Consider the following 22400-nt stretch of genomic DNA (forward strand, 5'->3'; position numbering starts at 1 on the left):
TGATAAATGTTAATTTTTAATTTTAATGGGGTTAACATCTCTAGGGGTAATTCTGATATTTGTCTTCATGCAAAATTACTAAGAACTACTAGTCGTAAACTTTTTTTTACCAAGTTATCGATAAAATGTTGTTTAAATCAGATCAACGGGTATTTCACATACCGGAATTGGAACCATTTTGTGTTGATTTACGGTATTTAGACGAGAATAAATTGTAAAAACTTCTTTTTCTCTGCCAGAAAAATCGTCACTTTTCTTACCTAAATCCTTCATTTTCATAGCCCATTCCAGTTCGTCATAACTCGCTCCAATCTGATCCTCATCACTTCTGCTGTCTCCAAATAAACCATCTGTAGGAGTAGCTTTTTGTATCGATTCGGGTACTTCTAGTACTTTAGCCAATTCATATACCTGACTCTTTAATAAATCTGCAATTGGACTTATATCAACGCCGCCATCACCATATTTAGTATAAAAACCTACGCCAAAATCTTCAACTTTATTTCCCGTACCTGCTACTAAGTAGCTATTTATCCCAGCTAGATAATATAAAGTTGTCATTCGTAATCTGGCTCTAGTGTTGGCTAACGATAGATTTAATAGGGTTTCAGAGTCGCCGTTGGGAGCTACAGTTTTGAATTCTTCAAACACTGGAGTAAGATCTACTCTAGTATCAGATACTTTGTCAAAACGTTCTTTTAATTGAGCAATATGTTCTTGAGCTCTGTTTACCTGACTTTGAGCCTGATGTATCGGCATTTCTACGCACAAAACATTCAATCCTGTTTTAGCGCACAAACTTGAAGTTACTGCACTATCAATACCTCCACTAATTCCCACAACAAAACCATTAATATTTGCATTATTAGCATAATCCTTTAACCAGTTTACAATGTGGTCAATTACTTTTTCAGTCTGCATATTTTATTTTTTATAGTAGTTTTAATTTATATCTATGTTACATTTATAAACTATTATAATAGTTACAATATATGATAATAGTAAATTTGCGATATAAAATTAATAAAAAAAGCTAGCGTTAAATAGGAAGAGTAATTATTTGTGTAGATATTATAATATTTGAATGAAGTATAGTAAGTTTTTAAAAATAGTCGTAGTTTTTTGCATAATCATATCTTGTTCTAAAGAAAGTAAAATTGAAAAGGAAATTGCTGCAATACCCGTAAAAATTGGAATAGAACGTTTTGATAGGGTTTTTGCAGATGTTACAGAAGAAAATCTAGCATCTGTAAAAGATAAATATCCTTTCTTTTTTCCAGGTGAGAATAATGATAGCATTTGGATTCAAAAAACAAAAGATACATTGCAGATAGAGATTAATCAGGAAGTTGAAAAAGCATTTAGTGATCTTTCGGTGGAAAGAGAGCAATTAGAGTCTTTATTACAACATATTAAGTATTATTTTCCAGAGGCCACTGTTCCAAGAGTGATTACGATTACTTCTAATGTTAACTATCAAAAAAAAATCATTTTATCGGATGATTTGTTAATAATTTCTTTGGATACCTATTTAGGAGCAGGTCATCACTTCTATGGTGGGATTCAAGCGTATTTGAAAGATCGTTTCGTAAGAAGTCAGATGTTACCAGATATCGCAACTACCTATGCTAGACAATTGGTAGAGTTGCCTAAAGACAGAACATTTTTGGCAAATATGATTTATTACGGAAAAGAGCTATACTTAAAAGATCTATTTCTTCCTGATTTTCTAGATAGTGAAAAAATGGCGTACACAGAAAGCCAGTTCGATTGGGTGAAAGCTAACGAAGAAGAAATCTGGAGATATTTTATTGATCGACAATTATTATACAGTACTGAAGCAGATTTATCACCAAGATTTCTTTATCCAGGACCTTTTTCTAAATTTTATTTAGAGGAGATCGATCAAGAATCGCCAGACAGAGTGGGGCAGTATATAGGTTGGAGAATTGTAAGTGCGTATATGAAAAATAACAATGTATCTTTGCGCCAATTATTATTAACGGATGCCGAAACAATTTTTAGTGCATCGAAATATAAACCAGCGAGATAATGGCAAATACTCATAAATCCGAAATCAAAATTGAAATTGAACTTGATGAGAATAGGGTTCCTGAAAAATTAAATTGGACAGCAAAAGATGGTGGTGTGGAAGAGGAAGAGACAAAGGCATTACTGTTGTCAGTTTGGGATAATAAAAATAAAGAAAGTCTTCGTATTGATCTATGGACAAAAGATATGCCAGTGGATGAAATGAAAGTGTTTTTTCATCAGACATTGGTGTCTATGAGCGAAACTTTTAATAGAGCAACTCAGGATGAGAAAATGACGGCTACAATGAAGGATTTTTGTGATTATTTTGCGGAAAAACTCGATTTAAAAAGAAAGTAGTTTAGGATAGATATATGCTAAACTAAGTTAATTATGAAGCGAATAATCTTCGTGTATAATGCTCAATCTGATTCTTGGAGTAAATCCTTGGATTTTGCTCATAAAATTATAAGCCCTTCTTCATATAATTGCAGTTTATGCAGCTTAACACATGGAAGTTTTTCTGAAAGAAAAAAATGGAAGATATTTAGAGATACGACTTCCCATACACTGATTTTTGAATATAAAAATGAGTTTTTGAAACGTTTAGGAAATAACTATAATCAGACGTTTCATTTTCCAGTTATTATAGAGGAAAATCAGGGTAATTATGACATTCTAATTAGTTCAGATGAGCTGAATAAAATAGAGTCTTTAGACGAGTTAATAGAAAAAGTGAAGAATAAAATATGTTAAGAAGAAGCAAGCTGTTGATTGATTTCTTCAATATAATTCAAAACATCATCTTTGCCTAAACCATTAGAAGAAGACGTGATAAAATAATTAGGCATCTCCTCCCAATATTTCAGCATTTCGTTTATGTATGCTTCAATGTTTTGCGGTAGTTTCGTTTTCGAAAGTTTATCTGCTTTTGTAAAAATGATTGAAAAAGGTATTTGATTCTCTCCAAGCCATTGCATAAATTCTAAGTCAATCTTTTGGGGCTCATGTCTGCAGTCTACAAGTACAAAAGCTGATACTAATTGAGTACGCTTCGAAAAATATGTGGTGATAAATTTCTGAAATACTTTTTTTGACGATTTAGAAACTCTTGCATATCCATAGCCAGGTAAATCTACTAAAAACCAGTTTTTGTTTATAACAAAATGATTGATTAGTTGAGTTTTTCCTGGTCTTCCAGAAGTTTTGGCAAGACTTTTTCTGCCTGTCAGCATATTAATCAAAGAAGACTTTCCAACATTGGATCTTCCTATAAAAGCATATTCTGGCAAATTGTTTTTAGGGCATTTTGCCACATCGCTGTTACTCATTACAAATTCAGCGCTGCTAATCTTCATTAGATCCTTGGGATTAGAAATTACGCTCTTGTAACCAAGAATGTAATAGTTTGTTAAATTCTTCTGGGTGTTCCATCATGGCAGCATGACCACACTTATCAATCCAATAAAGGTCAGAATCAGGTAATAACCTGTTAAAATCATCTGCAACCTCAGGAGGAGTTACATTATCATTTTTACCCCAAATGATACACGTCGGTGTCTTCATGTTAGGAAGGTCTTTTGCCATGTTATGTCTTATGGCACTTTTAGCAATAGCAAGTGTTCTTATTAATTTGTTACGATCATTTACGGTAGCATAAACTTCGTCTACAATTTCTTTAGTAGCAATTGCTGGATCATAAAATACATTTTCGGCTTTTGCTTTAATATATTCATAATCACCACGTTTTGGGTAGCTTTCTCCCATGGCACTTTCGTACAATCCAGAACTACCAGTAATTACCAAGGCTTTTACTTTTTCTGGAAACATTTTGGTGCATAGAAGTCCAATATGACCACCAAGAGAATTACCAAGTAAAATTACTTCGTCATATCCAAGTTGGTCAATAAAATCTCTAAGATATTTGGCAAATGTGCCAACACTAGTTTTTATTAAAGGCATTTCATACAGAGGAAGCTCTGGAATCAATACTTTATATCCATTTTTTGGAAAATAATTGCTAACGCCATCAAAGTTGCTTAGTCCACCCATCAATCCGTGTAAAATCACGATTGGCGTGCCTTCCCCAAGCTCTAGATAACTGAATTTTCCGTCTTTTTTTAATTCGTGCTTCATTAATACTTCTTACAAGAATTAAAAGCAAATATAGCATTTTCATAATTAGTTTGAAGATTTTTTATGAATACTGCGACAGTATTTTTTTAGATTTTTTTAATCCTCCATTTTTTTTCTTCCTGAATAGGTCAAAACCAAGAATTTATACCTAAAACGATATTTCATTGATAAGCAAAATAGTAGGGCAAGTGTGTTGAGGTTTGAGGATTTTTGGAGACAACTTATTAACAATGTGGTAGATTGTGGTAAAAAGTGGTAAAATTTTCAATATATTTGACTAATTATAGAAGTAAGAAGGAAAAAGTGGTAAATCTTATAGGTACATACGAATGTAAAGCAGACGCAAAAGGGCGTTTGATGTTGCCTGTAGCATTTAAAAAACAGCTTTCGTCAATTTTGCAAGAGGGTTTTGTGTTAAAACGTTCAGTGTTTCAGCCTTGTTTGGAGCTGTATCCAATGGAAGAATGGAACCTGCTAATGCAAAAAATGAATAAGCTGAATCGCTTTAAAAAAAAGAATAACGATTTTATCCGAAGGTTTACTGCAGGGGTTAAGGTTGTGGAGATTGATACAACAGGACGTCTTTTAATACCTAAGGATTTAGTGAGTTTTGCTGGGATTACCAAAGAGCTAGTGCTGTCATCCGCTGTTAATATTATTGAGATATGGGATAAGACTCAATACGAAAAAGCAATTGATGATGCCGCTGTTGATTTTGCAGACCTGGCAGAAGAAGTAATGGGATTCGACGATGAAGCAGACGGAATATCATAATCCAGTTTTGTTAAAAGAAACTGTAGATGGCCTAGGTATAAAGCCAGATGGGATATATGTAGATGTAACCTTTGGAGGAGGTGGTCACTCTAGAGAGATTTTGAAAAGACTTGGTCCAAATGGAAAGCTATATGCTTTTGATCAAGATAAAGATGCTTTAACAAATGCTATTGATGATGATAGGTTTGTATTGATTAATGAAAATTTTAGGTTCATAAAAAGATTTCTTCGTTTTCATGGGGTTCGAAAAGTTAATGGGGTTTTAGGGGACTTTGGGGTTTCTTCACATCAATTTGATGTAGCTGAAAGAGGTTTTTCAACCAGATTTGAAGCGGATCTTGATATGAGAATGAATCAGGATCACGAATTATCAGCTTATCATGTGGTTAATGAATATGATGAGTCGGATTTAAGAATGATGTTTTTGCAATATGGGGAGTTAAGAAATGCTCCAAAATTAGCAAGAGCTATTGTGGGAGCTAGAAATAAGCAGCCTATTAAGACAAGTTTAGAGCTAAAAGAAATATTAAAGCCTTTTATGGTAAAGCATAAAGAACATAAGATACTTGCTCAGATATACCAAGCTATACGGATAGAGGTGAATCAGGAAATCGAAGTGTTGAAAGAGTTTTTGATGCAGACGCAGGAGATACTGGATATTGGAGGGAGAGTGAGTTTTATCTCCTATCATTCTTTAGAGGATAGATTAGTAAAGCGATTTATTCGTAATGGGATGTTCGAAGGAGAACCAGAGAAGGACTTGTATGGTAATGTGTCGGTTCCTTTTAAAAGAGTGGGAAAGTTAATTGTTCCTTCCGAAGAGGAGATTAAAATAAATAATCGAGCTAGAAGTGCAAAATTAAGAGTGGCAGAGAGAATTTGATAAAAGGTTATGAAGCAGACAGTGTATGATATATTAAAAGGTAAGTTTTTGATTGCAGATGATGCGATGAAAAATTGGCGTATGCTTCTCTTTCTTTCTTTTTTAGCCATTATTATGATTGCAAGTTCTCACAATGCAGAAAGTAAGGTTCATGAAATCGCTAGGTTGAATAATGAAGTAAGAGAATTGAGAACGCAATTCGTAGATGGAAGAACAGAGTTGATGCAGTTAAAAATGGAGTCTTCAGTAATTGAAAAGATGACGAAGAAAGGAATTAAAAGACCAACAAGACCACCACAGAAAATAATAGTAAAAGAATAATTTGTTTTGGCAGTAAAAGATAAGAACATATTAAATAGGTTGTACTTCATTTCAGGATGTATGTTCATCTTCGCTATTTTGGTGTTGGTAAAACTGGTAAAAACACAATTTGTTGAAGGGGATACATACCGTGCTAAAGGGGAGCAACGAGTTTTTAAAACATTTGATATACCAGCAAATCGAGGTAATTTATATGATAGCAAAGGGAATTTGTTAGCTACTTCAGTTCCTAAATATGATATTCGATTTGATGCGGTAACGGTAACCGATAAAGATTTTAGAGAAAATATAAATGAGTTGTCTAAGGCCTTGTCTAAAGAATTTGGGAAATCGCCAGAGTATTATGATGATGTATTAAGAAGAGCTCGAGATAATAAGAATAGATATTTCTTAGTGAAAAGGAATTTAGGGTATTCTCAGTATATGAGAGTAAAGAAATTTCCTTTGTTTAAATATGGTGCTAATCGTGGCGGACTGATTGTGGAACAACGTACGATTCGAGAACACCCTATTGGAAAGATAGCCGAGAGGACTGTAGGTTATGAGCGACGTGATGACCAAGGATATTATACCAGAGTAGGACTCGAAGGTGCTTACGGTCCATTTTTGAGAGGTAAAGAAGGAAAACGTAAAAAACAAAAAATTGCAAAAAACCAGTGGAAACCTATTGGAGATGCAAATGAAGTAGAACCTCAAGATGGATTTGATGTGATATCTACAATTGATGTGAATGTGCAAGATATTACCCATCATGCATTGTTAGCACAATTAGAAAAGTTTGAGGCGGAACACGGAACGGTTGTAGTAATGGAAACTAAGACTGGTGAGATAAAAGCAATTTCTAATCTAGGTAGGACGAAATCTGGAAAATACTACGAGAAATTAAATTATGCTGTTGGAGAATCTCATGAGCCTGGATCTACCTTTAAGTTAATGGCGATGGTTGCGGCGCTAGAGGATAAAGTAATTGACTCTAGTTATGTTGTGGATACAGAGAATGGAAGAGTCCGATTTTATGATCGTGTGGTGAAAGACTCTAAATGGGGAGGGTATGGAAAAATTTCGGCAGCTAAAGCTTTCGAGTTATCATCAAATACAGCTTTTGCTAAAATCATAGATGAAAATTATAAAGAAGATCCTAAAAAATTTGTAAACCGATTGATGAATATGGGGTTGCATAAAACATTAGGGTTGTCTATTAAAGGAGAAGGGAAACCTAAGATACCATATCCAGGTGATAAAGATTGGTACGGAACTACGCTTCCGTGGATGGCTCATGGATATGGGGTTGCTGTTACTCCTTTGCAGACATTAGCATTTTATAATGCAATAGCAAATGATGGGGAGATGGTAAAACCGAGATTTATTAAAGAAGTAAAAGCTTGGGATAAAACTCAAGAAAAATATGATAAAGAGGTTTTAAATCCTGCTATCTGCTCGAAAGAGACTGCTAAAATAGTTCAGGAAATGATGAAAAATGTTGTTATCAGAGGTACAGCTGATAATATACATACAGATAACTTTCAGATAGCTGGAAAAACAGGTACTTGTTGGGGTAATTATGGAAAAGATAAAGAGAGAGAATATATATCATCTTTTGCTGGATATTTTCCTGCAGAAGACCCAAGGTATTCTTGTATCGTAGTAATTCACAAGCCAAATAAGGAGAAAGGATATTATGGAAATATAGTAGCTGCACCAGTTTTTAAAACTATCGCGCTAAAAGTGTATAACGATATACCAGTGGTCGATGAAGTAAGTGCAGATATCGCAGAAAGTAAAGAGATAAGTGAGAGTTATGAAGGGTACTTTCAAAAAGCAAGAAAGCATAAAACTATAATGCCTAATGTAAAAGGAATGCCTGCAATGGATGTGATTTCTCTTTTAGAAAATATGGGGCTAAAAGTTGAAATCAAAGGTTCGGGGACAGTAAAAAGTCAGTCTATAGAACCAGGAACAAAAGTTAAGAACAATCAAACTATTAGGATAGAATTATCGTGATCGAGTTAAAAGATATTTTATATAAGGTACCTATTAATGCTGTTGTTGGAAATACTGCAACAACTATCAATAAGATTGAATTTGATTCTAGAAAAATCAAACAAGATGATGTTTTTGTGGCAATTTCAGGTACGGTTGTTAATGGGCATGATTATGTAGAGAAGGCAATTGATAAGGGGGCAATCGCAATTATTTGTGAGGAAATGCCAGAGTTTTTGATCGATGGTTTAGTGTATGTTCAAGTAGAGGATACTCAAAATGCATTGGCAATAATAGCAAATAATTATTTCGGATCTCCGTCAGAGAATTTGAAACTGGTTGGAGTAACAGGGACTAATGGAAAAACTACAATAGCAACCTTATTATATCAGCTTTTTAAGAAAGCTGGGTTTAAAGTAGGTCTTCTTTCAACTGTAAAAATACTAGTGGATGATGTAGAACATAAAGCTACCCATACGACACCAGATTCACTTACAATTAATCATTATCTGAAAGAAATGAATGATGCTGGTGTTGAGTATTGTTTTATGGAGGTGAGCTCTCATGGGATTGATCAAAAAAGAACAGAAGGATTGGAATTCGAAGGAGGTATTTTTACGAATCTATCTCATGATCATTTGGACTATCATAACACTTTTAAGGAGTACCGTGATGTTAAGAAACGATTTTTTGACCAGTTAGGTAGTAAAGCTTTTGCTTTAACAAATAAAGATGATAAAAACGGAAGCTTTATGCTTCAGAATACGAAAGCTAAGCAATATTCGTATGCACTTAAATCATATGCAGATTTTAGAGGGCAAATTCTTGAAAATAGTTTAGGCGGTCTTTTATTAAAAATAAATGATAATGATGTTTGGGCAAAGTTGATAGGAAGTTTTAATGCGTATAACCTTTTGGCAATTTTCGGAACCGCTGAATTGTTAGGTCTGGAAACCTTAGAGATTTTACAATTACTGAGTGATTTAGAAAGTGTGAGTGGTAGATTTCAGTATTTGATTTCTGATAAAAAAGTAACAGCAATAGTCGATTATGCACATACTCCTGATGCTTTAAAAAATGTCTTGGAGACGATCAATGATATCCGTACCAATAACGAAACTTTAATTACAGTAGTTGGTTGTGGAGGTGATAGAGATAAGGCAAAAAGACCTGTAATGGGTAATATCGCAACTGCTTTAAGTAATAAGGTGGTTTTTACAAGTGATAACCCAAGAACAGAAAATCCAGAACAGATTATAGAGGATATTGAAAAAGGAGTGGAGCCACAAAATTATAAGAAAATCATATCCATTACAGATCGTAAACAAGCCATTAGAACCGCTTGTCAATTTGCAGAAGAGAATGATATTATTCTAATAGCTGGAAAAGGTCATGAAACGTATCAAGAGACAAATGGAGAGAGGATTGATTTTAATGATTTTGAAATTGTAAAAGAAGAACTTAAAAAAATAGGAAAATAAATAAATCCTTTTCATTCCAGAGTTATTTGGATGTGTTGGAAAGGTATTGATGAGTATGTTATATTATTTGTTTCAATATTTAGAAAATGAATATCAGTTTCCTGGAGCATCTTTGTTTCAGTTTATCACCTTCAGAGCGGCGATGGCGATTATCCTATCGTTATTGATATCTACTATCTATGGTAAACGAATTATCAGCTTCCTAAGAACTAAGCAGATGGGCGAAAGTATTAGGGAATTAGGTTTAGAAGGACAAGCTGAAAAAGCTGGTACTCCAACGATGGGAGGAATTATTATAATCCTTGCTACTGTGGTGCCTGCATTGCTTTTTGCTAAAATCGATAATATATACATCATCCTTTTGCTGATTACCACGCTGTGGATGGGAGTAATTGGCTTTACAGATGATTATTTAAAGATTAAAAAGAAAGATAAAGAAGGGTTAGCGGGTAAATTTAAAGTAATTGGTCAGGTTGGATTAGGTCTTATTGTTGGTTGTACTATGTATTTCCACGATGATATTACGATAAAGGAAGAGAAGTTAAATTCGGATATCGTACAAATAGAATCTAGTGAAGAGCAATCAGATTTTAATCCTGCGGTGAAATCTACTAAAACTACAATTCCGTTTTCTAAGAATAATGAGTTTGATTATGCTAGTTTGATCACCTGGATCAATCCAGACTTAGCTAAATATGCGTGGTTGATTTTCATTCCTATTGTAATTATTATAGTAACTGCGGTTTCGAACGGAGCTAATCTAACGGATGGGATAGATGGTTTGGCTGCTGGATCTTCAGCAATTATTGTACTTACACTAGCACTGTTTGCTTGGGTGTCTGGTAATATCGTTTTTTCAGATTATCTCAATGTAATGTATATACCCAATTCGGGAGAGATGACCATTTACATTGCTGCTTTTGCAGGAGCACTCGTTGGGTTCTTATGGTACAATACGTATCCAGCACAAGTTTTTATGGGAGATACAGGTAGCTTAACAATTGGCGGAATAATCGCTGTAATTGCTATTGCTATTAGAAAGGAGCTTTTGATTCCTATTGTTTGTGGAATATTTTTTATAGAAACCCTTTCTGTAATGATGCAGGTAAGTTGGTTTAAGTATACTAGGAAAAAATATGGAGAAGGAAGAAGGATATTTTTGATGTCGCCATTACATCATCATTATCAGAAAAAAGGGATTCATGAGAGTAAAATAGTCGCAAGATTTTGGATTATAGGAATTATTCTGGCAATCGTAGCGGTAATTACGCTTAAAGTAAGATAGTGTGAAGCGATTAGTTGTTTTAGGAGCAGGAGAAAGTGGTGTAGGAACGGCTATTCTGGGTAAAAAAGAAGGGTATCAGGTTTTTGTTTCTGATAAAGGAAAGATAACTGATCATTATAAAAAGGTTCTTAGAAATTTTGAAATAGAATGGGAAGAAGAAAAGCATACAGAAGATAAAATTCTAAATGCTGATGTAGTCATGAAAAGCCCTGGAATTCCTGATAAAGTGCTTTTAATAAAGAAGCTAAATGGATTAGGAATACCAGTGATTTCAGAGATTGAGTTTGCATCACAGTTTACCTCCGCTACTATTGTTGGAATTACAGGTAGTAATGGAAAAACCACCACAACGATGCTTACGCATCATTTGGTAAGTCATGGAGGTTTAGATGTAAACATGGGAGGTAATATTGGAGATAGTTTTGCGAAGCAGGTTGCAGAAAATGATGCTGAATATTATGTGTTAGAGCTAAGTAGTTTTCAGTTAGATGGAATCAAAACATTTGCGCCACATATTGCTGTGTTAACTAATATCACTCCTGATCACTTAGATCGATATGATCACAAATTTGAAAACTATATAGCTTCAAAATTCAGGATTGTAATGAATCAAAATGAGAATGATTATTTCATTTATGATTCCGATGATGAAGTGATTACAAAGTATTTGACAGAGCATCCTATTCGTTCAAAATTACTGCCTTTTTCATTAAAGGAAAAAGTAGAGAATGGAGCGTATTTAGAAGAAGATAATATAAAAATAATAATAGACAACAACGAATTAACCATGCCGACAAAAGATTTAGCATTAAAAGGAAATCACAACGTTAAAAATGCTATGGCAGCAGCCACAGTATCACAATTATTGAAAATAAGAAAGACTACTATAAGAGAGTGTCTAGAAAATTTTCATGGGGTAGAACATAGACTAGAAAATGTCTTAAAAATTAATAACGTTCAGTATGTGAACGATTCCAAAGCGACCAATGTTAACGCTACTTTTTATGCGTTAGATGCTATGAAATCTTCTACGGTTTGGATTGTAGGAGGTGTAGACAAGGGAAATGATTATACAGAGTTGTATCCCCTGGTAAACGAAAAAGTAAAAGCAATTATTTGTTTAGGTGTGGATAATAGCAAGATTATCAATGCTTTTGGTAATTGTGTAGATAATATCATAGAAACACAATCAATGAAAGATGCTGTTAACATAGCTTATAAGATAGCAGAGCGTAATGAAAATGTATTGTTGTCACCTGCTTGCGCTAGTTTTGATTTGTTTAAAAACTACGAAGATAGAGGAAGGCAATTCAAAGAAGCCGTAAGAGAATTATAACATTGTTTGACATAAAAGAAATAGAGAATAAGAATTTAGTAGAGTGACCAAAGTTTTAAAAAATATAAAGGGAGATAAAGTTATATGGGCAATTGTAGCCCTGTTGGCATTGTTTTCGTTCCTTCCTGTGTATAGTGCTAGTAGTAATTTGGCATATTTGTACGGAGATGGAAATACCTTTGTGTATCTAGTAAAGCATTTTGCACACTTGCTTTTAGGTTTTGGTATTATGTATTGGGTGCATAAAATTCCTTTCCATTATTTTAAAGGGCTTTCTATTATTATGATACCAGTAGTCATAGTATTGTTGTTGTTTACAATGGCTCAAAATAATACTATAGGAGGAGCAAATGCTAGTAGATGGATTCGGTTGCCTTTTGTCGGAGTTACTTTCCAAACATCTACATTAGCTGCGGTAGTCTTAATGGCCTATGTAGCTAGATATCTTTCTAAAATAAAGAATAAAAAAATCAGCTTTAAAGAATCCTTACTTCCATTATGGTTGCCTGTCTTTTTAGTGCTGATGTTGATATTACCAGCTAATTTCTCCACGGCGGCAATTATCTTTTCTATGGTAATTATGTTGGTGTTTTTAGGAGGGTATCCCATAAGATATATCTCGGTAATATTGGGTTCAGGGTTACTAGTGCTTACCTTTTTTATTCTAACGGCAAAGGCTTTTCCAGATGCATTTCCGAATAGGGTAGATACATGGGTAAGTAGAGCAGAAAACTTCTTTAATGATAAAGATACTCCTGAGGATTATCAGATAGAGCGCGCTAAAATTGCTATTGCGAGAGGAGGAGTGATAGGAAAGGGACCTGGTAAAAGTGTGCAAAGAAATTTTTTGCCACAATCTTCTTCAGATTTTATTTATGCGATTATTATAGAAGAGTGGGGGTTAATAGGAGGAGTTTTTCTAATGTTCCTGTATTTAATGCTGTTGTTTAGATTGGTTATTGTAGCACATAAGAGTTCGGATATATTCGGAAAACTATTGGTAGTTGGTGTAGGATTGCCTATTGTATTTCAGGCATTAATCAATATGGCTGTGGCTGTAGAGCTTTTTCCGGTGACCGGGCAAACACTTCCTTTAGTTAGTAGTGGAGGTACCTCTATATGGATGACTTGTATGGCACTCGGAATGGTATTAAGTGTGAGTAGTAAAAGAAGTGTTGATATAAATGAAGAGGAGTCTGATCCTATAAATGCAAATAAAGAAGAATTAACCACAGAAGAAAATCCTTTAGAGGTATTGAGTGAAGCAATATGATAAAGCAACCTAAGATTATATTATCAGGTGGAGGTACAGGTGGACATATTTATCCTGCAATCTCCATAGCTAATGAATTGAAAAGTAGGTATCCAGAAGCTTCTATTTTATTTGTTGGGGCTAAAGATCGTATGGAAATGCAAAAAGTTCCAGAAGCAGGATATCCTATAGAAGGTTTATGGATTAGTGGTATTCAGAGAAAACTATCATTGAGTAATTTGATGTTTCCCTTCAAGTTGATTAGTAGTCTTTGGAAATCAAAAAAGATTATTAAAAAGTTTCAGCCAGATGTGGTAATTGGTACTGGAGGTTTTGCTAGTGGGCCTTTATTAAAAATGGCAAATTCTGCAAATATTCCAACGGTACTTCAGGAACAAAATTCGTTTCCAGGAATTACTAATAAATGGTTAGCAAAAGGAGCAGATAAAATTTGCGTCGCTTACGATGATATGGATCGGTTTTTTCCGGAAGATAAGATCATCAAAACTGGAAATCCTGTTCGTCAGGATTTGTTGGAAATTGATAGTAAAAGAAATGAAGGGCTCATTACATATAATCTTGATCCAGAAAAGAAAACGATTTTGGTTATTGGAGGAAGTTTAGGAGCCAGAAGAATCAATCAACTTATAGAAAAAGAGTTGACTTTTTTTGATAAAAATGAAATTCAAGTGTTATGGCAATGTGGTAAGCTGTATTATGAGGAGTATAAAAAATATGATAGCACTAAAGGAGTTCAGGTTCATCAGTTTTTGAATACTATGGATTTGGCTTATGCTGCAGCAGATGTAATTGTTTCTAGAGCTGGAGCTAGTTCAGTATCTGAATTGTGTATCGTGGCAAAACCTACATTGTTTATACCATCTCCCAATGTAGCTGAGGATCATCAAACAAAAAACGCCAATGCAATTGTAAGTCAGAATGGTGCTAAAATGCTTCAGGAAAGTGAGCTTGATGAGAAATTTGAGAAAACGATTACACAATTATTGTCGTCAGAAGCTATGCAGATAAAGTTGACACATGCGATAAAAAAGCTTGCATTACCAGATGCTACAAAAGATATTGTAAACGAGATTGAATTATTGATAAGAAGGAATTGAGATTAAAGGGATGAATAGAGATTTAAATAGTATACATAACATCTATTTTATTGGTATTGGAGGTATCGGTATGAGTGCCCTTGCAAGATATTTTAAGTTTTTAGGTAAAAATGTAGCTGGGTATGATAAAACACCAACTCAGATAACTAAAGATCTGGAAGCATTAGGAATTCAAATTCACTTTACGGATGATGTAAGTGTGATTCCGAAACAGTATTTGGAAAAGGAAGAAACACTGGTGGTATACACGCCTGCGATACCAAATACACATACAGAATTGAATTTCTTTAAGAGCCAAAGTTTTTCTATCAAGAAGAGAGCTGAGATTTTGGGATTCATCACTAAAGATAGATATACATTAGCAGTTGCAGGAACACATGGCAAAACGACTACTACAGCAATTTTAGCACATTTATTAAAAGAAAGTGGAGCAAAAGTGACAGCTTTTTTAGGTGGAATAAGTGAAAACTATAATTCTAATCTAGTGTTAGAAGGAGATGAAGTTATTGTGGTAGAAGCTGATGAATTTGATAGGTCATTTTTGCAGTTGTATCCAGATATCGCATCGGTGACATCTATGGATGCAGATCATCTAGATATTTATAAAAAAGCAGATGCTTTAGAAGAGTCTTTTAATGAATTTGCTTCAAAAGTGAAAGACCATATTTTGGTTCGTAATGGATTACCACTTTCAGGGAATACTTTTGGAATCGATGATGACTCTGATTACTGTGCTCAAAATATTAGAATAGAAAACGGAACATATATTTTTGATTTAAAAACACCTTCTCAACTAATTAAGGATTTGCATTTAAACCTGCCAGGTAAACATAACTTGTTAAATGCTATCACAGCCTTTGCTATGGCATTGCTTTATGGCTCCCCAACCACTGCCTTAGCAAAGGCTTTATATAGTTTTAGAGGTGTACAAAGAAGATTTAGCTATCAGATCAAATCAGATTCATTAGTGTATGTGGATGATTATGCGCACCACCCAACAGAAATAGATGCGCTACATCAGGCAATTAGAGAAATGCATCCGGGAAAAGAGGTGTTAGCAATTTTTCAGCCTCACTTATATAGCAGAACACAGGATTTTGGCGTGGACTTCGCAAGGAGTTTAAGTCAGTTTGATCAACTATTATTATTGGATATTTATCCAGCTAGAGAGCTCCCGATAGAAGGAGTAACATCGAAGTGGTTGCTGGAGATGATTGATTTGGAAGATAAAAAAATAGTATCAAAAGAAAGTTTAATTGAAGAAGTTTTAAAAAGCAAAGCTGAAGTTATCACAACAATTGGCGCTGGCGATATTGGAGAAGAAGTTACAAGTATAAAAGAAGCATTGTTAAAGGTATGAAGCGGATATTGACATATGTAAAATATATTGGACTCATTGGATTGATAGCCTTTCTTTTTGCGTTTACAAGTACTAGAAACGAAAAAAGAAAAATAGAAGGAGTGGAGATAGAATTCATTGAAGAACAGAATCCTTACATAAATGAATTAACGGTTAATAAATTGTTAATACAAAATCAAGTTGGAGTGACGAACGTAGGTAAAGAAATTTTAGTTTTGAATAATGTAGAGAAGGGGCTGGATGCACACAAAATGATTGAAGATTCAGATGTGTATCTCACTGTTAGCGGACAACTTAAGGCACGAATCAAGCAGCGTACACCTATCGCTAGGGTTAACGCAGTCGTTCCTTTTTATGTCGATGTTACAGGTAATACGATGCCATTATCGGATAATTATTCGGCTCACGTTCCTCTTGTAAGCAATGTTTCAGAACGAGAAGTTTCAGAAGTTTTTCCATTATTAAGAAAAATTCAGGAAGATGAGTTTTTAAAAAAACATGTGGTAAGTGTTTATCAAAACAATATTGGTAATTATCTATTGGGATTACGGGTATATGATTTTGAAGTTGTTTTTGGAAAAATAGAAAGTTTAAATAGTAAGGTTAAAAATTTTAAGGCATTTTATCAAAAGGCATTAAAAGATAAAAGCCTAGGAAAATATAAGAAAGTAAGTTTGCAGTTTAGGAATCAAGTTGTGTGTACAATAAAATGATGCCAATATGGAAAGAGCAGAAAGTGAAATAGCGGTAGGATTAGATATAGGAACAACGAAGATTGTTGCTATGGTCGGTAGGTACAATGAGTACGGGAAGATGGAAGTATTGGGTGTAGGTAAATCCAAAAGCTTGGGTGTACATCGTGGAGTAGTTAATAATATAACGCAAACAATACAATCTATACAACAAGCTGTACAAGAAGCGGAAAGTGTTTCTGGTGTAAAAATAAATGATGTTACTGTAGGAATAGCGGGACAACATATTAGAAGCTTGCAGCACAGTGATTATATCACAAGGCCTAATGCAGATGCGGTAATTGATGAAGGTGATATAGACACATTATGTAATCAAGTGCATAAATTAGTGATGTTACCTGGTGAGGAAATATTACATGTCCTACCACAAGAATATAAAGTGGATGGTCAGGCTGAAATTAAAGAGCCTGTAGGGATGTATGGAGGGCGTTTAGAAGCAAACTTTCATGTAGTAGTGGGGCAAGTTACTTCGATCCGAAATATCGGTAGATGTGTAAAAAGTTCTGGGTTGGAACTTTCGGAGGTTACTCTAGAGCCTTTGGCTTCTGCAAATGCAGTGTTAAGTCAGGAAGAAAAGGAAGCTGGTGTTGCGTTGATAGATATCGGTGGTGGAACTACAGATCTTGCCATTTTTAAAGATGGTATCATTCGTCATACGGCAGTGATTCCGTTTGGTGGAAATGTGATTACTGAAGATATTAAAGAAGGTTGTTCTATTATAGAAAAACAAGCGGAATTACTTAAAATCAAATTTGGGTCTGCTTGGCCTGGAGAAAATAAGGATAATGAGATTGTTTCTATACCAGGATTAAGAGGAAGAGAACCAAAAGAGATTACATTAAAGAACTTATCAAAGATTATTCACGCACGCGTGGTAGAAATCATTGAACAAGTCTTTTTAGAGATTAAGAATTATGGACATGAGTCCCCAAAGAAGAAGTTAATTGCAGGGATTGTATTAACAGGTGGAGGATCACAGTTAAAACACCTAAAGCAGCTTGTAGAATATATCACAGGAATGGATACCAGAATAGGATATCCAAACGAACATTTGGCAGGAAATAGTGATCCAGAAACAACAAGCCCTATGTATGCAACAGCAGTAGGATTGGTAATGGATAGCCTTGTTCATATTAAGAAACAGAAAAAAGCAGCGGTCAGAGAAGCTGTTGTTGAAGATAAATTGAATACAGAACAAGAAACCACGACTACTATTGAAGGAGAGAGTATTGAAGAAGAAAAACCGGTGGTAGATTCAAGACCAAGAAAAAATATTCTTGAGAAGTGGACAGAGAAATTCAAGGAGTTTCTGGACAATGCCGAATAGGGCCGAGCATAAAGAAAATGTCCAGTGGATATTTTTAACTAGGTACCAAGGTCAAGGAATCGGAGAAATTAAAGAAAAATGAAGCTCGGTTTTGAGCTAAGAAAATATTAAAAATAAAAGTAAGAGAACAAGAAAATTAGCAGTTATGAGTAACAACGAGGAGTTTGAAAACATTTCTTTTGATTTACCCAAGAATCAATCAAATGTAATAAAAGTTATTGGAGTTGGTGGCGGTGGTAGTAATGCCATCAATCATATGTTCCAACAAGGAATCAAGGGAGTTGATTTCGTTATTTGTAATACGGATGCACAAGCATTAGAAAATAGCCCTATACCAAATAAGATACAATTGGGAGTATCTCTTACTGAAGGATTAGGAGCTGGTGCAAATCCAGAAATTGGAGAGCAATCAGCAGTAGAAAGCTATGAAGAGATTAAGTTAATGTTGGATACGAATACCAAAATGGTATTCATTACTGCTGGAATGGGTGGAGGTACCGGAACGGGAGCAGCTCCTATCATTGCTAAAATGGCAAAAGAATTGGATATTCTTACTGTAGGAATTGTAACAATTCCATTTCAGTTCGAAGGTAAAATGAGAAACGAGCAAGCGCAGTTAGGTGTTGAAAAATTGCGTTCTCATGTAGATTCTTTAGTGGTAATTAATAATAATAAACTTCGTGAAGTATACGGTAATTTAGGTTTCAAAGCCGGTTTTTCCAAAGCTGATGAAGTATTAGCAACTGCATCTCGAGGAATTGCAGAAGTAATTACGCATCACTATACTCAAAATATCGATTTACGAGATGCTAAAACGGTATTAAGTAATAGTGGAACTGCAATTATGGGATCTGCACATGCATCTGGTGCAAAAAGAGCTCATGATGCTATTGTAAAAGCATTAGATTCTCCATTATTAAACGATAATAAAATTACTGGTGCTAAGAATGTATTATTGTTAATTGTTTCTGGTAAAGAAGAAATTACAATCGATGAAATTGGAGAAATTAATGACCATATTCAGCAAGAAGCTGGTCATGGTGCCAATATTATCATGGGGGTTGGTGAAGATGAATCTTTAGAAGATGCCATATCAGTTACTGTAATTGCTACTGGATTTGATGTAGAACAGCAAGATGAAATTGTAAATACAGAAACCAAAAAGATCATTCATACATTAGAAGAAGAACAGCGTGCGACTACCCAGGATTTAACACCTAAGTCTACATCGCGTTCTACTCCGGTTATAAATCCGATACCTCCAAAAGAGGAAGTAAAAGAAGAACCAGCTATTATTAAGCATGAGTTGATCGAGGAGGAAGAAGAAGAAAATATAAGTGAGTCTCTGTTGCTTCCTACAACAGAATTTTTAAAGAACATAGATGTTGTAGAGCCAGAAGAGGTAAATCCTTTTTCTGTAGATAATGATTTTGTTATTATCAATGCTCAGGAAATCATTAACCAAATCGAGGTAAATGATGCGAATGAGATTGCTGCTGCTGAATCTGAAAAGGAAGATCAATTTACCTTAGCATTTGATATGCCAGTAGGTGGAAACGAAGAACCAAAAGTACAGCAGGAGAGTACGATTTTTGATACTCCAAAGCAAGAGGAAGAAAAACCGATAGTTTTTGATCTTACTGATGATATTTTAGAGGTAGAGGTAAATGAACCAATTGAGGTGGTGCCTACCAGTGAAACTACAGCAGGTGATGTTCGTAGATATAGCCTAGAAGAATATATGGAAGAGGAGAAGAGATTAACTGAAGCTAAACCATTAGCAGAAGTAATTGAGGAAGATGAGGAAGTTATTTTTGAGAAAAAAACTGTAGAGCCTACTCCAGCAGCAGAACCTGAGGAAAATGTAGATCCTATAGATCAGCCAATTTCTGAAACTCTAAAAGCTAGGGCTGCAGAGCGTAGAGCGAAAATGAAAGAGTTTAATTATAAGTTTAGAAATAACGCTTCACATATAGATGACATCGAAAAAGAACCAGCATATAAGCGTGCAGGTTTAGATGTAGACTCTCGACCAGAATCTTCAGAATTGTCTAGAACTTCATTAGGAACGGATAGTAATGATGATATTCAATTGAGAAAAAACAATTCTTTTCTTCATGATAATGTAGACTAAGAAATAGAAAATGTTTTTCAGATAAACCGATAATCTAAAATAGATTATCGGTTTATTTTTTATCTTCGCAATCCAAAAGATTAAAACCAGTAATTATGAGTTTACAGGCCAAGGTTATGACTGCCATGAAAGAAGCTATGAAAGCAAAAGATACTAATGCTTTAACTTCATTGCGAGCAATTAAATCTGCTATTTTGTTAGCACAAACAGAGAGTGGAGCAAAAGAAGATTTAAGCGAAGATCAGGAGTTAAAATTGCTTCAGAAACTTGTAAAACAAAGAAAAGATAGTGCTGCAATTTTTACCGAACAAGGAAGAGAAGATTTAGCACAGCCCGAACTTGATCAAGCCAAGGTAATTGAACAATTTTTACCGGAGCAATTAAGTGAGGAAGAAATAGAAAAAGTAATAGTTGATATTATTGCTAAAACAGGTGCAGAAGGAATGAAAGATATAGGGAAAGTAATGGGAATGGCATCTGGACAGTTAACTGGTAAAGCAGATGGAAAAACTATCTCTACAATCGTAAAGAGTAAATTGTCATAGAACAATAATAAGGCCCAGTGGCGCAACTGAATAGCGCATCAGATTTCGGCTCTGAGGGTTGGGGGTTTGAATCCCTCCTGGGTCACATCAAGCACAAAACCTGCAATTTCATTGCAGGTTTTTGTTATTTGGAAAAAACCAAAACGCTAGTTTTGTATTTGCAGCAGTGAGTATAATGAGATAGACAAAGTTAATCTCTCCTCTGTCGTATCAAATGGACAAATATGTTTCGCTAACTCTTGTACTTTTTTTGTTTGTATTGAAGTGATCTTATACTCAGATCCAATCTGTAGAAAGTTCAATTTTTATTTTGGTAATATTCTTCAAATCAATGGTGATGATGATGCCAGAATCTCCATAACAGATTAAGTGTTCATTTTTTATTTCTGCCTTACAAATGGGATTTGAAAATGTAAAAAAGATAGCCCAATTCAGGATTCCTGATAGGGAAGTGGATGCAATAAATCCTTCATTACCCATGCCACCATCTCCAAAAACAAATTGTTGATTTTGATATTCAAACGCTCCATGAAAAATATCGCATTCAACCCAGATATCATCATTATATTTTTCAAGACTTTCTAAAGTGGTATCACATGTTGGCGACCAATAGCGTTTCGTTTCACCATTATTCGGGTTATAAGTACTGTAGGCGTTTGCTATGATGATATCTCCTTCTCCCATGATGATAGCATCATATCCTGGCAAGTATCCTTGTTTCCATTTTTCTTGTATTTTCGGGTGCATCGTATATTCTAATTCGTTAAAGTCTATTTGTTCTATTTCTTTCAAAAAAGCTTTGGGTAAAAGTTCTAAAAACTGTTTGAGTTCGGCCACTTTTTCAATTACAAAATTATCGTTGTTTAAGGTGTTAAGTTCGATTTTTTCTGTTTCCATAGGCTGTAACTCTTCGTTAAAAGAACTACACAACTGATATTTAAAATGGATAACTTCATTGCCAATTTCAATACTAACTAAAGCCGTTAAAAAGTGAGGTTTTATCGTAACGTTAGACCATTGGTAATCATCAAAATCTAATTCTAGTCGCCATTGTCTATTTGCTTCCCAAGTTGCATATTCAAAATAATGTTCAATAGTTAGTGGATGATGAAATTCATTTTCTTCTAAAATCTGTTCGTATGCTGGAAAAATAGCATCTTTAATTAAAGGAAATTGTTCTCGTAGTAAGGAGTTAATTTCCTGATAAAACAAACTTTCTTTTACAAAGTCTATTGCTGTCATGATATATCGATTTAATATCCTTGATGAGGTTTATAAAAGATAGTTTCCTTCATATCATATGCTCTGATATAATACTGAAGGACTTCATCGAAAGTAGCTAATTCGATTGGATCATTAAATCTAGGAAGAATCATAAAGGAGTGATTAGTTAGATATACATGCTCACCATCAAATGTATGTGCTATCAACATACTATTTCGTATGGCATCTTTCTGTTCGTTGTTTTTCCATTCCCACAGATCAATATCATTTATAAAATTATTCTCAAAAAAATCTTTATCAGGAGATATTACATTTAGGTATTCTATTTTTTCGGAAATAACTCCATATCCATACGCTTTAATGAATTGTACATAAGATGTTGATACTTCAAAATCCATCACATTACTTATACTATCAATGTCTATGTTTATTTTTTCTCCTATAATCTCCAAATTCATAGT

At 34.4% G+C, this 22400-nt stretch carries 22 protein-coding genes and 1 tRNA gene; 18 read left to right on the forward strand and 5 right to left on the reverse strand.

Annotation, left to right across the window (positions count from 1 at the left end; genetic code table 11):
• Positions 1–132 precede the first annotated feature (132 nt).
• Positions 133–921 carry an NAD(+) synthase gene (gene nadE / locus ABD077_RS07980; protein WP_343911798.1) on the reverse strand — a complete coding sequence of 263 codons (789 nt, stop codon included), beginning with the start codon at positions 919–921 and terminating at the stop codon, positions 133–135.
• A gap of 163 nt (positions 922–1084) precedes the next feature.
• On the opposite strand from nadE, the gene gldB reads away from it, so the two are divergent.
• The 3 genes from gldB to ABD077_RS07995 are packed head-to-tail and all read left to right on the forward strand — an operon-like array spanning position 1085 to position 2787.
• Complete coding sequence (gldB, locus tag ABD077_RS07985) at positions 1085–2053, forward strand: gliding motility lipoprotein GldB (RefSeq protein WP_343911799.1); 969 nt, start codon at positions 1085–1087, stop codon at positions 2051–2053.
• A complete protein-coding gene (gldC, locus tag ABD077_RS07990; RefSeq protein WP_343911800.1) occupies positions 2053–2391 on the forward strand; it encodes a gliding motility protein GldC in 339 nt (112 codons plus the stop codon). The genes gldB and gldC overlap by 1 nt, the downstream gene beginning before the upstream one ends.
• A 33-nt stretch (positions 2392–2424) precedes the next feature.
• A complete protein-coding gene (locus ABD077_RS07995) occupies positions 2425–2787 on the forward strand; it encodes a GTPase (protein ID WP_343911801.1) in 363 nt (120 codons plus the stop codon).
• Here the strand turns inward: ABD077_RS07995 and yihA are convergent.
• On the reverse strand, positions 2784–3389 hold the full coding sequence (yihA, locus tag ABD077_RS08000) for a ribosome biogenesis GTP-binding protein YihA/YsxC (protein ID WP_343911802.1): 606 nt from the start codon (positions 3387–3389) through the stop codon (positions 2784–2786). The two genes, ABD077_RS07995 and yihA, sit on opposite strands and share 4 nt — an antisense overlap.
• 13 nt (positions 3390–3402) lie before the next feature.
• Entirely contained in the window at positions 3403–4167 is a 765-nt protein-coding gene (locus ABD077_RS08005) for an alpha/beta fold hydrolase (protein ID WP_299603025.1), read from the reverse strand.
• 303 nt (positions 4168–4470) lie between these two features.
• On the opposite strand from ABD077_RS08005, the gene mraZ reads away from it, so the two are divergent.
• The 15 genes from mraZ (at position 4471) to ABD077_RS08080 (ending at position 20800) form a co-directional block, all read left to right on the forward strand.
• Positions 4471–4941: a division/cell wall cluster transcriptional repressor MraZ gene (gene mraZ, locus ABD077_RS08010; RefSeq protein WP_343911975.1), complete on the forward strand. Its 471-nt coding sequence runs from the start codon at positions 4471–4473 to the stop codon at positions 4939–4941.
• On the forward strand, positions 4919–5824 hold the full coding sequence (gene rsmH, locus ABD077_RS08015; protein ID WP_343911803.1) for a 16S rRNA (cytosine(1402)-N(4))-methyltransferase RsmH: 906 nt from the start codon (positions 4919–4921) through the stop codon (positions 5822–5824). The genes mraZ and rsmH overlap by 23 nt, the downstream gene beginning before the upstream one ends.
• A 9-nt stretch (positions 5825–5833) precedes the next feature.
• Complete coding sequence (locus ABD077_RS08020) at positions 5834–6145, forward strand: FtsL-like putative cell division protein (protein WP_299603019.1); 312 nt, start codon at positions 5834–5836, stop codon at positions 6143–6145.
• 6 nt (positions 6146–6151) lie between these two features.
• On the forward strand, positions 6152–8146 hold the full coding sequence (locus ABD077_RS08025) for a penicillin-binding protein (protein ID WP_343911804.1): 1995 nt from the start codon (positions 6152–6154) through the stop codon (positions 8144–8146).
• Complete coding sequence (locus tag ABD077_RS08030) at positions 8143–9606, forward strand: UDP-N-acetylmuramoyl-L-alanyl-D-glutamate--2,6-diaminopimelate ligase (protein WP_343911805.1); 1464 nt, start codon at positions 8143–8145, stop codon at positions 9604–9606. Before ABD077_RS08025 ends, ABD077_RS08030 begins: the two co-directional genes overlap by 4 nt.
• Positions 9607–9661: 55 nt before the next feature.
• Positions 9662–10891: a phospho-N-acetylmuramoyl-pentapeptide-transferase gene (mraY, locus tag ABD077_RS08035; RefSeq protein WP_299604647.1), complete on the forward strand. Its 1230-nt coding sequence runs from the start codon at positions 9662–9664 to the stop codon at positions 10889–10891.
• 1 nt (position 10892) lies between these two features.
• Complete coding sequence (murD, locus tag ABD077_RS08040; protein WP_343911806.1) at positions 10893–12227, forward strand: UDP-N-acetylmuramoyl-L-alanine--D-glutamate ligase; 1335 nt, start codon at positions 10893–10895, stop codon at positions 12225–12227.
• 43 nt (positions 12228–12270) lie between these two features.
• Complete coding sequence (locus tag ABD077_RS08045; RefSeq protein WP_343911807.1) at positions 12271–13500, forward strand: FtsW/RodA/SpoVE family cell cycle protein; 1230 nt, start codon at positions 12271–12273, stop codon at positions 13498–13500.
• Positions 13497–14597, forward strand: a complete 1101-nt coding sequence (gene murG / locus ABD077_RS08050; protein WP_343911808.1) for an undecaprenyldiphospho-muramoylpentapeptide beta-N-acetylglucosaminyltransferase — start codon at positions 13497–13499, stop codon at positions 14595–14597. The genes ABD077_RS08045 and murG overlap by 4 nt, the downstream gene beginning before the upstream one ends.
• A gap of 10 nt (positions 14598–14607) precedes the next feature.
• The gene (gene murC, locus ABD077_RS08055; RefSeq protein WP_343911809.1) at positions 14608–15957 is read left to right on the forward strand and encodes a UDP-N-acetylmuramate--L-alanine ligase; all 1350 of its coding nucleotides are present in this window, start codon (positions 14608–14610) and stop codon (positions 15955–15957) included.
• Entirely contained in the window at positions 15954–16670 is a 717-nt protein-coding gene (locus ABD077_RS08060) for a cell division protein FtsQ/DivIB (protein WP_343911810.1), read from the forward strand. Before murC ends, ABD077_RS08060 begins: the two co-directional genes overlap by 4 nt.
• 7 nt (positions 16671–16677) lie before the next feature.
• Complete coding sequence (gene ftsA, locus ABD077_RS08065) at positions 16678–18036, forward strand: cell division protein FtsA (protein WP_343911811.1); 1359 nt, start codon at positions 16678–16680, stop codon at positions 18034–18036.
• 145 nt (positions 18037–18181) lie between these two features.
• Positions 18182–20170, forward strand: a complete 1989-nt coding sequence (gene ftsZ, locus ABD077_RS08070) for a cell division protein FtsZ (protein ID WP_343911812.1) — start codon at positions 18182–18184, stop codon at positions 20168–20170.
• Positions 20171–20265: 95 nt separating this feature from the next.
• Positions 20266–20715: a GatB/YqeY domain-containing protein gene (locus ABD077_RS08075; RefSeq protein WP_343911813.1), complete on the forward strand. Its 450-nt coding sequence runs from the start codon at positions 20266–20268 to the stop codon at positions 20713–20715.
• An 11-nt stretch (positions 20716–20726) separates the two neighbouring features.
• Positions 20727–20800: transfer RNA gene (locus tag ABD077_RS08080), tRNA-Arg, on the forward strand.
• A gap of 191 nt (positions 20801–20991) precedes the next feature.
• On the opposite strand, the gene ABD077_RS08085 is transcribed toward ABD077_RS08080, so the two are convergent.
• Together ABD077_RS08085 and ABD077_RS08090 are read right to left on the reverse strand one after the other, a co-directional pair.
• Complete coding sequence (locus ABD077_RS08085; protein ID WP_343911814.1) at positions 20992–21957, reverse strand: hypothetical protein; 966 nt, start codon at positions 21955–21957, stop codon at positions 20992–20994.
• A gap of 11 nt (positions 21958–21968) precedes the next feature.
• The gene (locus tag ABD077_RS08090) at positions 21969–22397 is read right to left on the reverse strand and encodes a hypothetical protein (RefSeq protein WP_343911815.1); all 429 of its coding nucleotides are present in this window, start codon (positions 22395–22397) and stop codon (positions 21969–21971) included.
• Between the last annotated feature and the right edge of the window lie 3 nt (positions 22398–22400).

Origin of the sequence: Aquimarina litoralis, assembly GCF_039523995.1 — a bacterium.
Taxonomy (GTDB): Bacteria; Bacteroidota; Bacteroidia; order Flavobacteriales; family Flavobacteriaceae; genus Aquimarina; species Aquimarina litoralis.

Bases quoted from the DNA above. Each gene is read 5' to 3' on its own strand.
- nadE (WP_343911798.1), bottom strand. From the start codon at position 921: ATGCAGACTGAAAAAGTAATTGACCACATTGTAAACTGGTTAAAGGAT.
- gldB (WP_343911799.1), top strand. From the start codon at position 1,085: ATGAAGTATAGTAAGTTTTTAAAAATAGTCGTAGTTTTTTGCATAATC.
- gldC (WP_343911800.1), top strand. From the start codon at position 2,053: ATGGCAAATACTCATAAATCCGAAATCAAAATTGAAATTGAACTTGAT.
- ABD077_RS07995 (WP_343911801.1), top strand. From the start codon at position 2,425: ATGAAGCGAATAATCTTCGTGTATAATGCTCAATCTGATTCTTGGAGT.
- yihA (WP_343911802.1), bottom strand. From the start codon at position 3,389: ATGAAGATTAGCAGCGCTGAATTTGTAATGAGTAACAGCGATGTGGCA.
- ABD077_RS08005 (WP_299603025.1), bottom strand. From the start codon at position 4,167: ATGAAGCACGAATTAAAAAAAGACGGAAAATTCAGTTATCTAGAGCTT.
- rsmH (WP_343911803.1), top strand. From the start codon at position 4,919: ATGAAGCAGACGGAATATCATAATCCAGTTTTGTTAAAAGAAACTGTA.
- ABD077_RS08020 (WP_299603019.1), top strand. From the start codon at position 5,834: ATGAAGCAGACAGTGTATGATATATTAAAAGGTAAGTTTTTGATTGCA.
- mraY (WP_299604647.1), top strand. From the start codon at position 9,662: ATGTTATATTATTTGTTTCAATATTTAGAAAATGAATATCAGTTTCCT.
- murG (WP_343911808.1), top strand. From the start codon at position 13,497: ATGATAAAGCAACCTAAGATTATATTATCAGGTGGAGGTACAGGTGGA.
- murC (WP_343911809.1), top strand. From the start codon at position 14,608: ATGAATAGAGATTTAAATAGTATACATAACATCTATTTTATTGGTATT.
- ABD077_RS08060 (WP_343911810.1), top strand. From the start codon at position 15,954: ATGAAGCGGATATTGACATATGTAAAATATATTGGACTCATTGGATTG.
- ftsA (WP_343911811.1), top strand. From the start codon at position 16,678: ATGGAAAGAGCAGAAAGTGAAATAGCGGTAGGATTAGATATAGGAACA.
- ftsZ (WP_343911812.1), top strand. From the start codon at position 18,182: ATGAGTAACAACGAGGAGTTTGAAAACATTTCTTTTGATTTACCCAAG.
- ABD077_RS08075 (WP_343911813.1), top strand. From the start codon at position 20,266: ATGAGTTTACAGGCCAAGGTTATGACTGCCATGAAAGAAGCTATGAAA.
- ABD077_RS08085 (WP_343911814.1), bottom strand. From the start codon at position 21,957: ATGACAGCAATAGACTTTGTAAAAGAAAGTTTGTTTTATCAGGAAATT.
- ABD077_RS08090 (WP_343911815.1), bottom strand. From the start codon at position 22,397: ATGAATTTGGAGATTATAGGAGAAAAAATAAACATAGACATTGATAGT.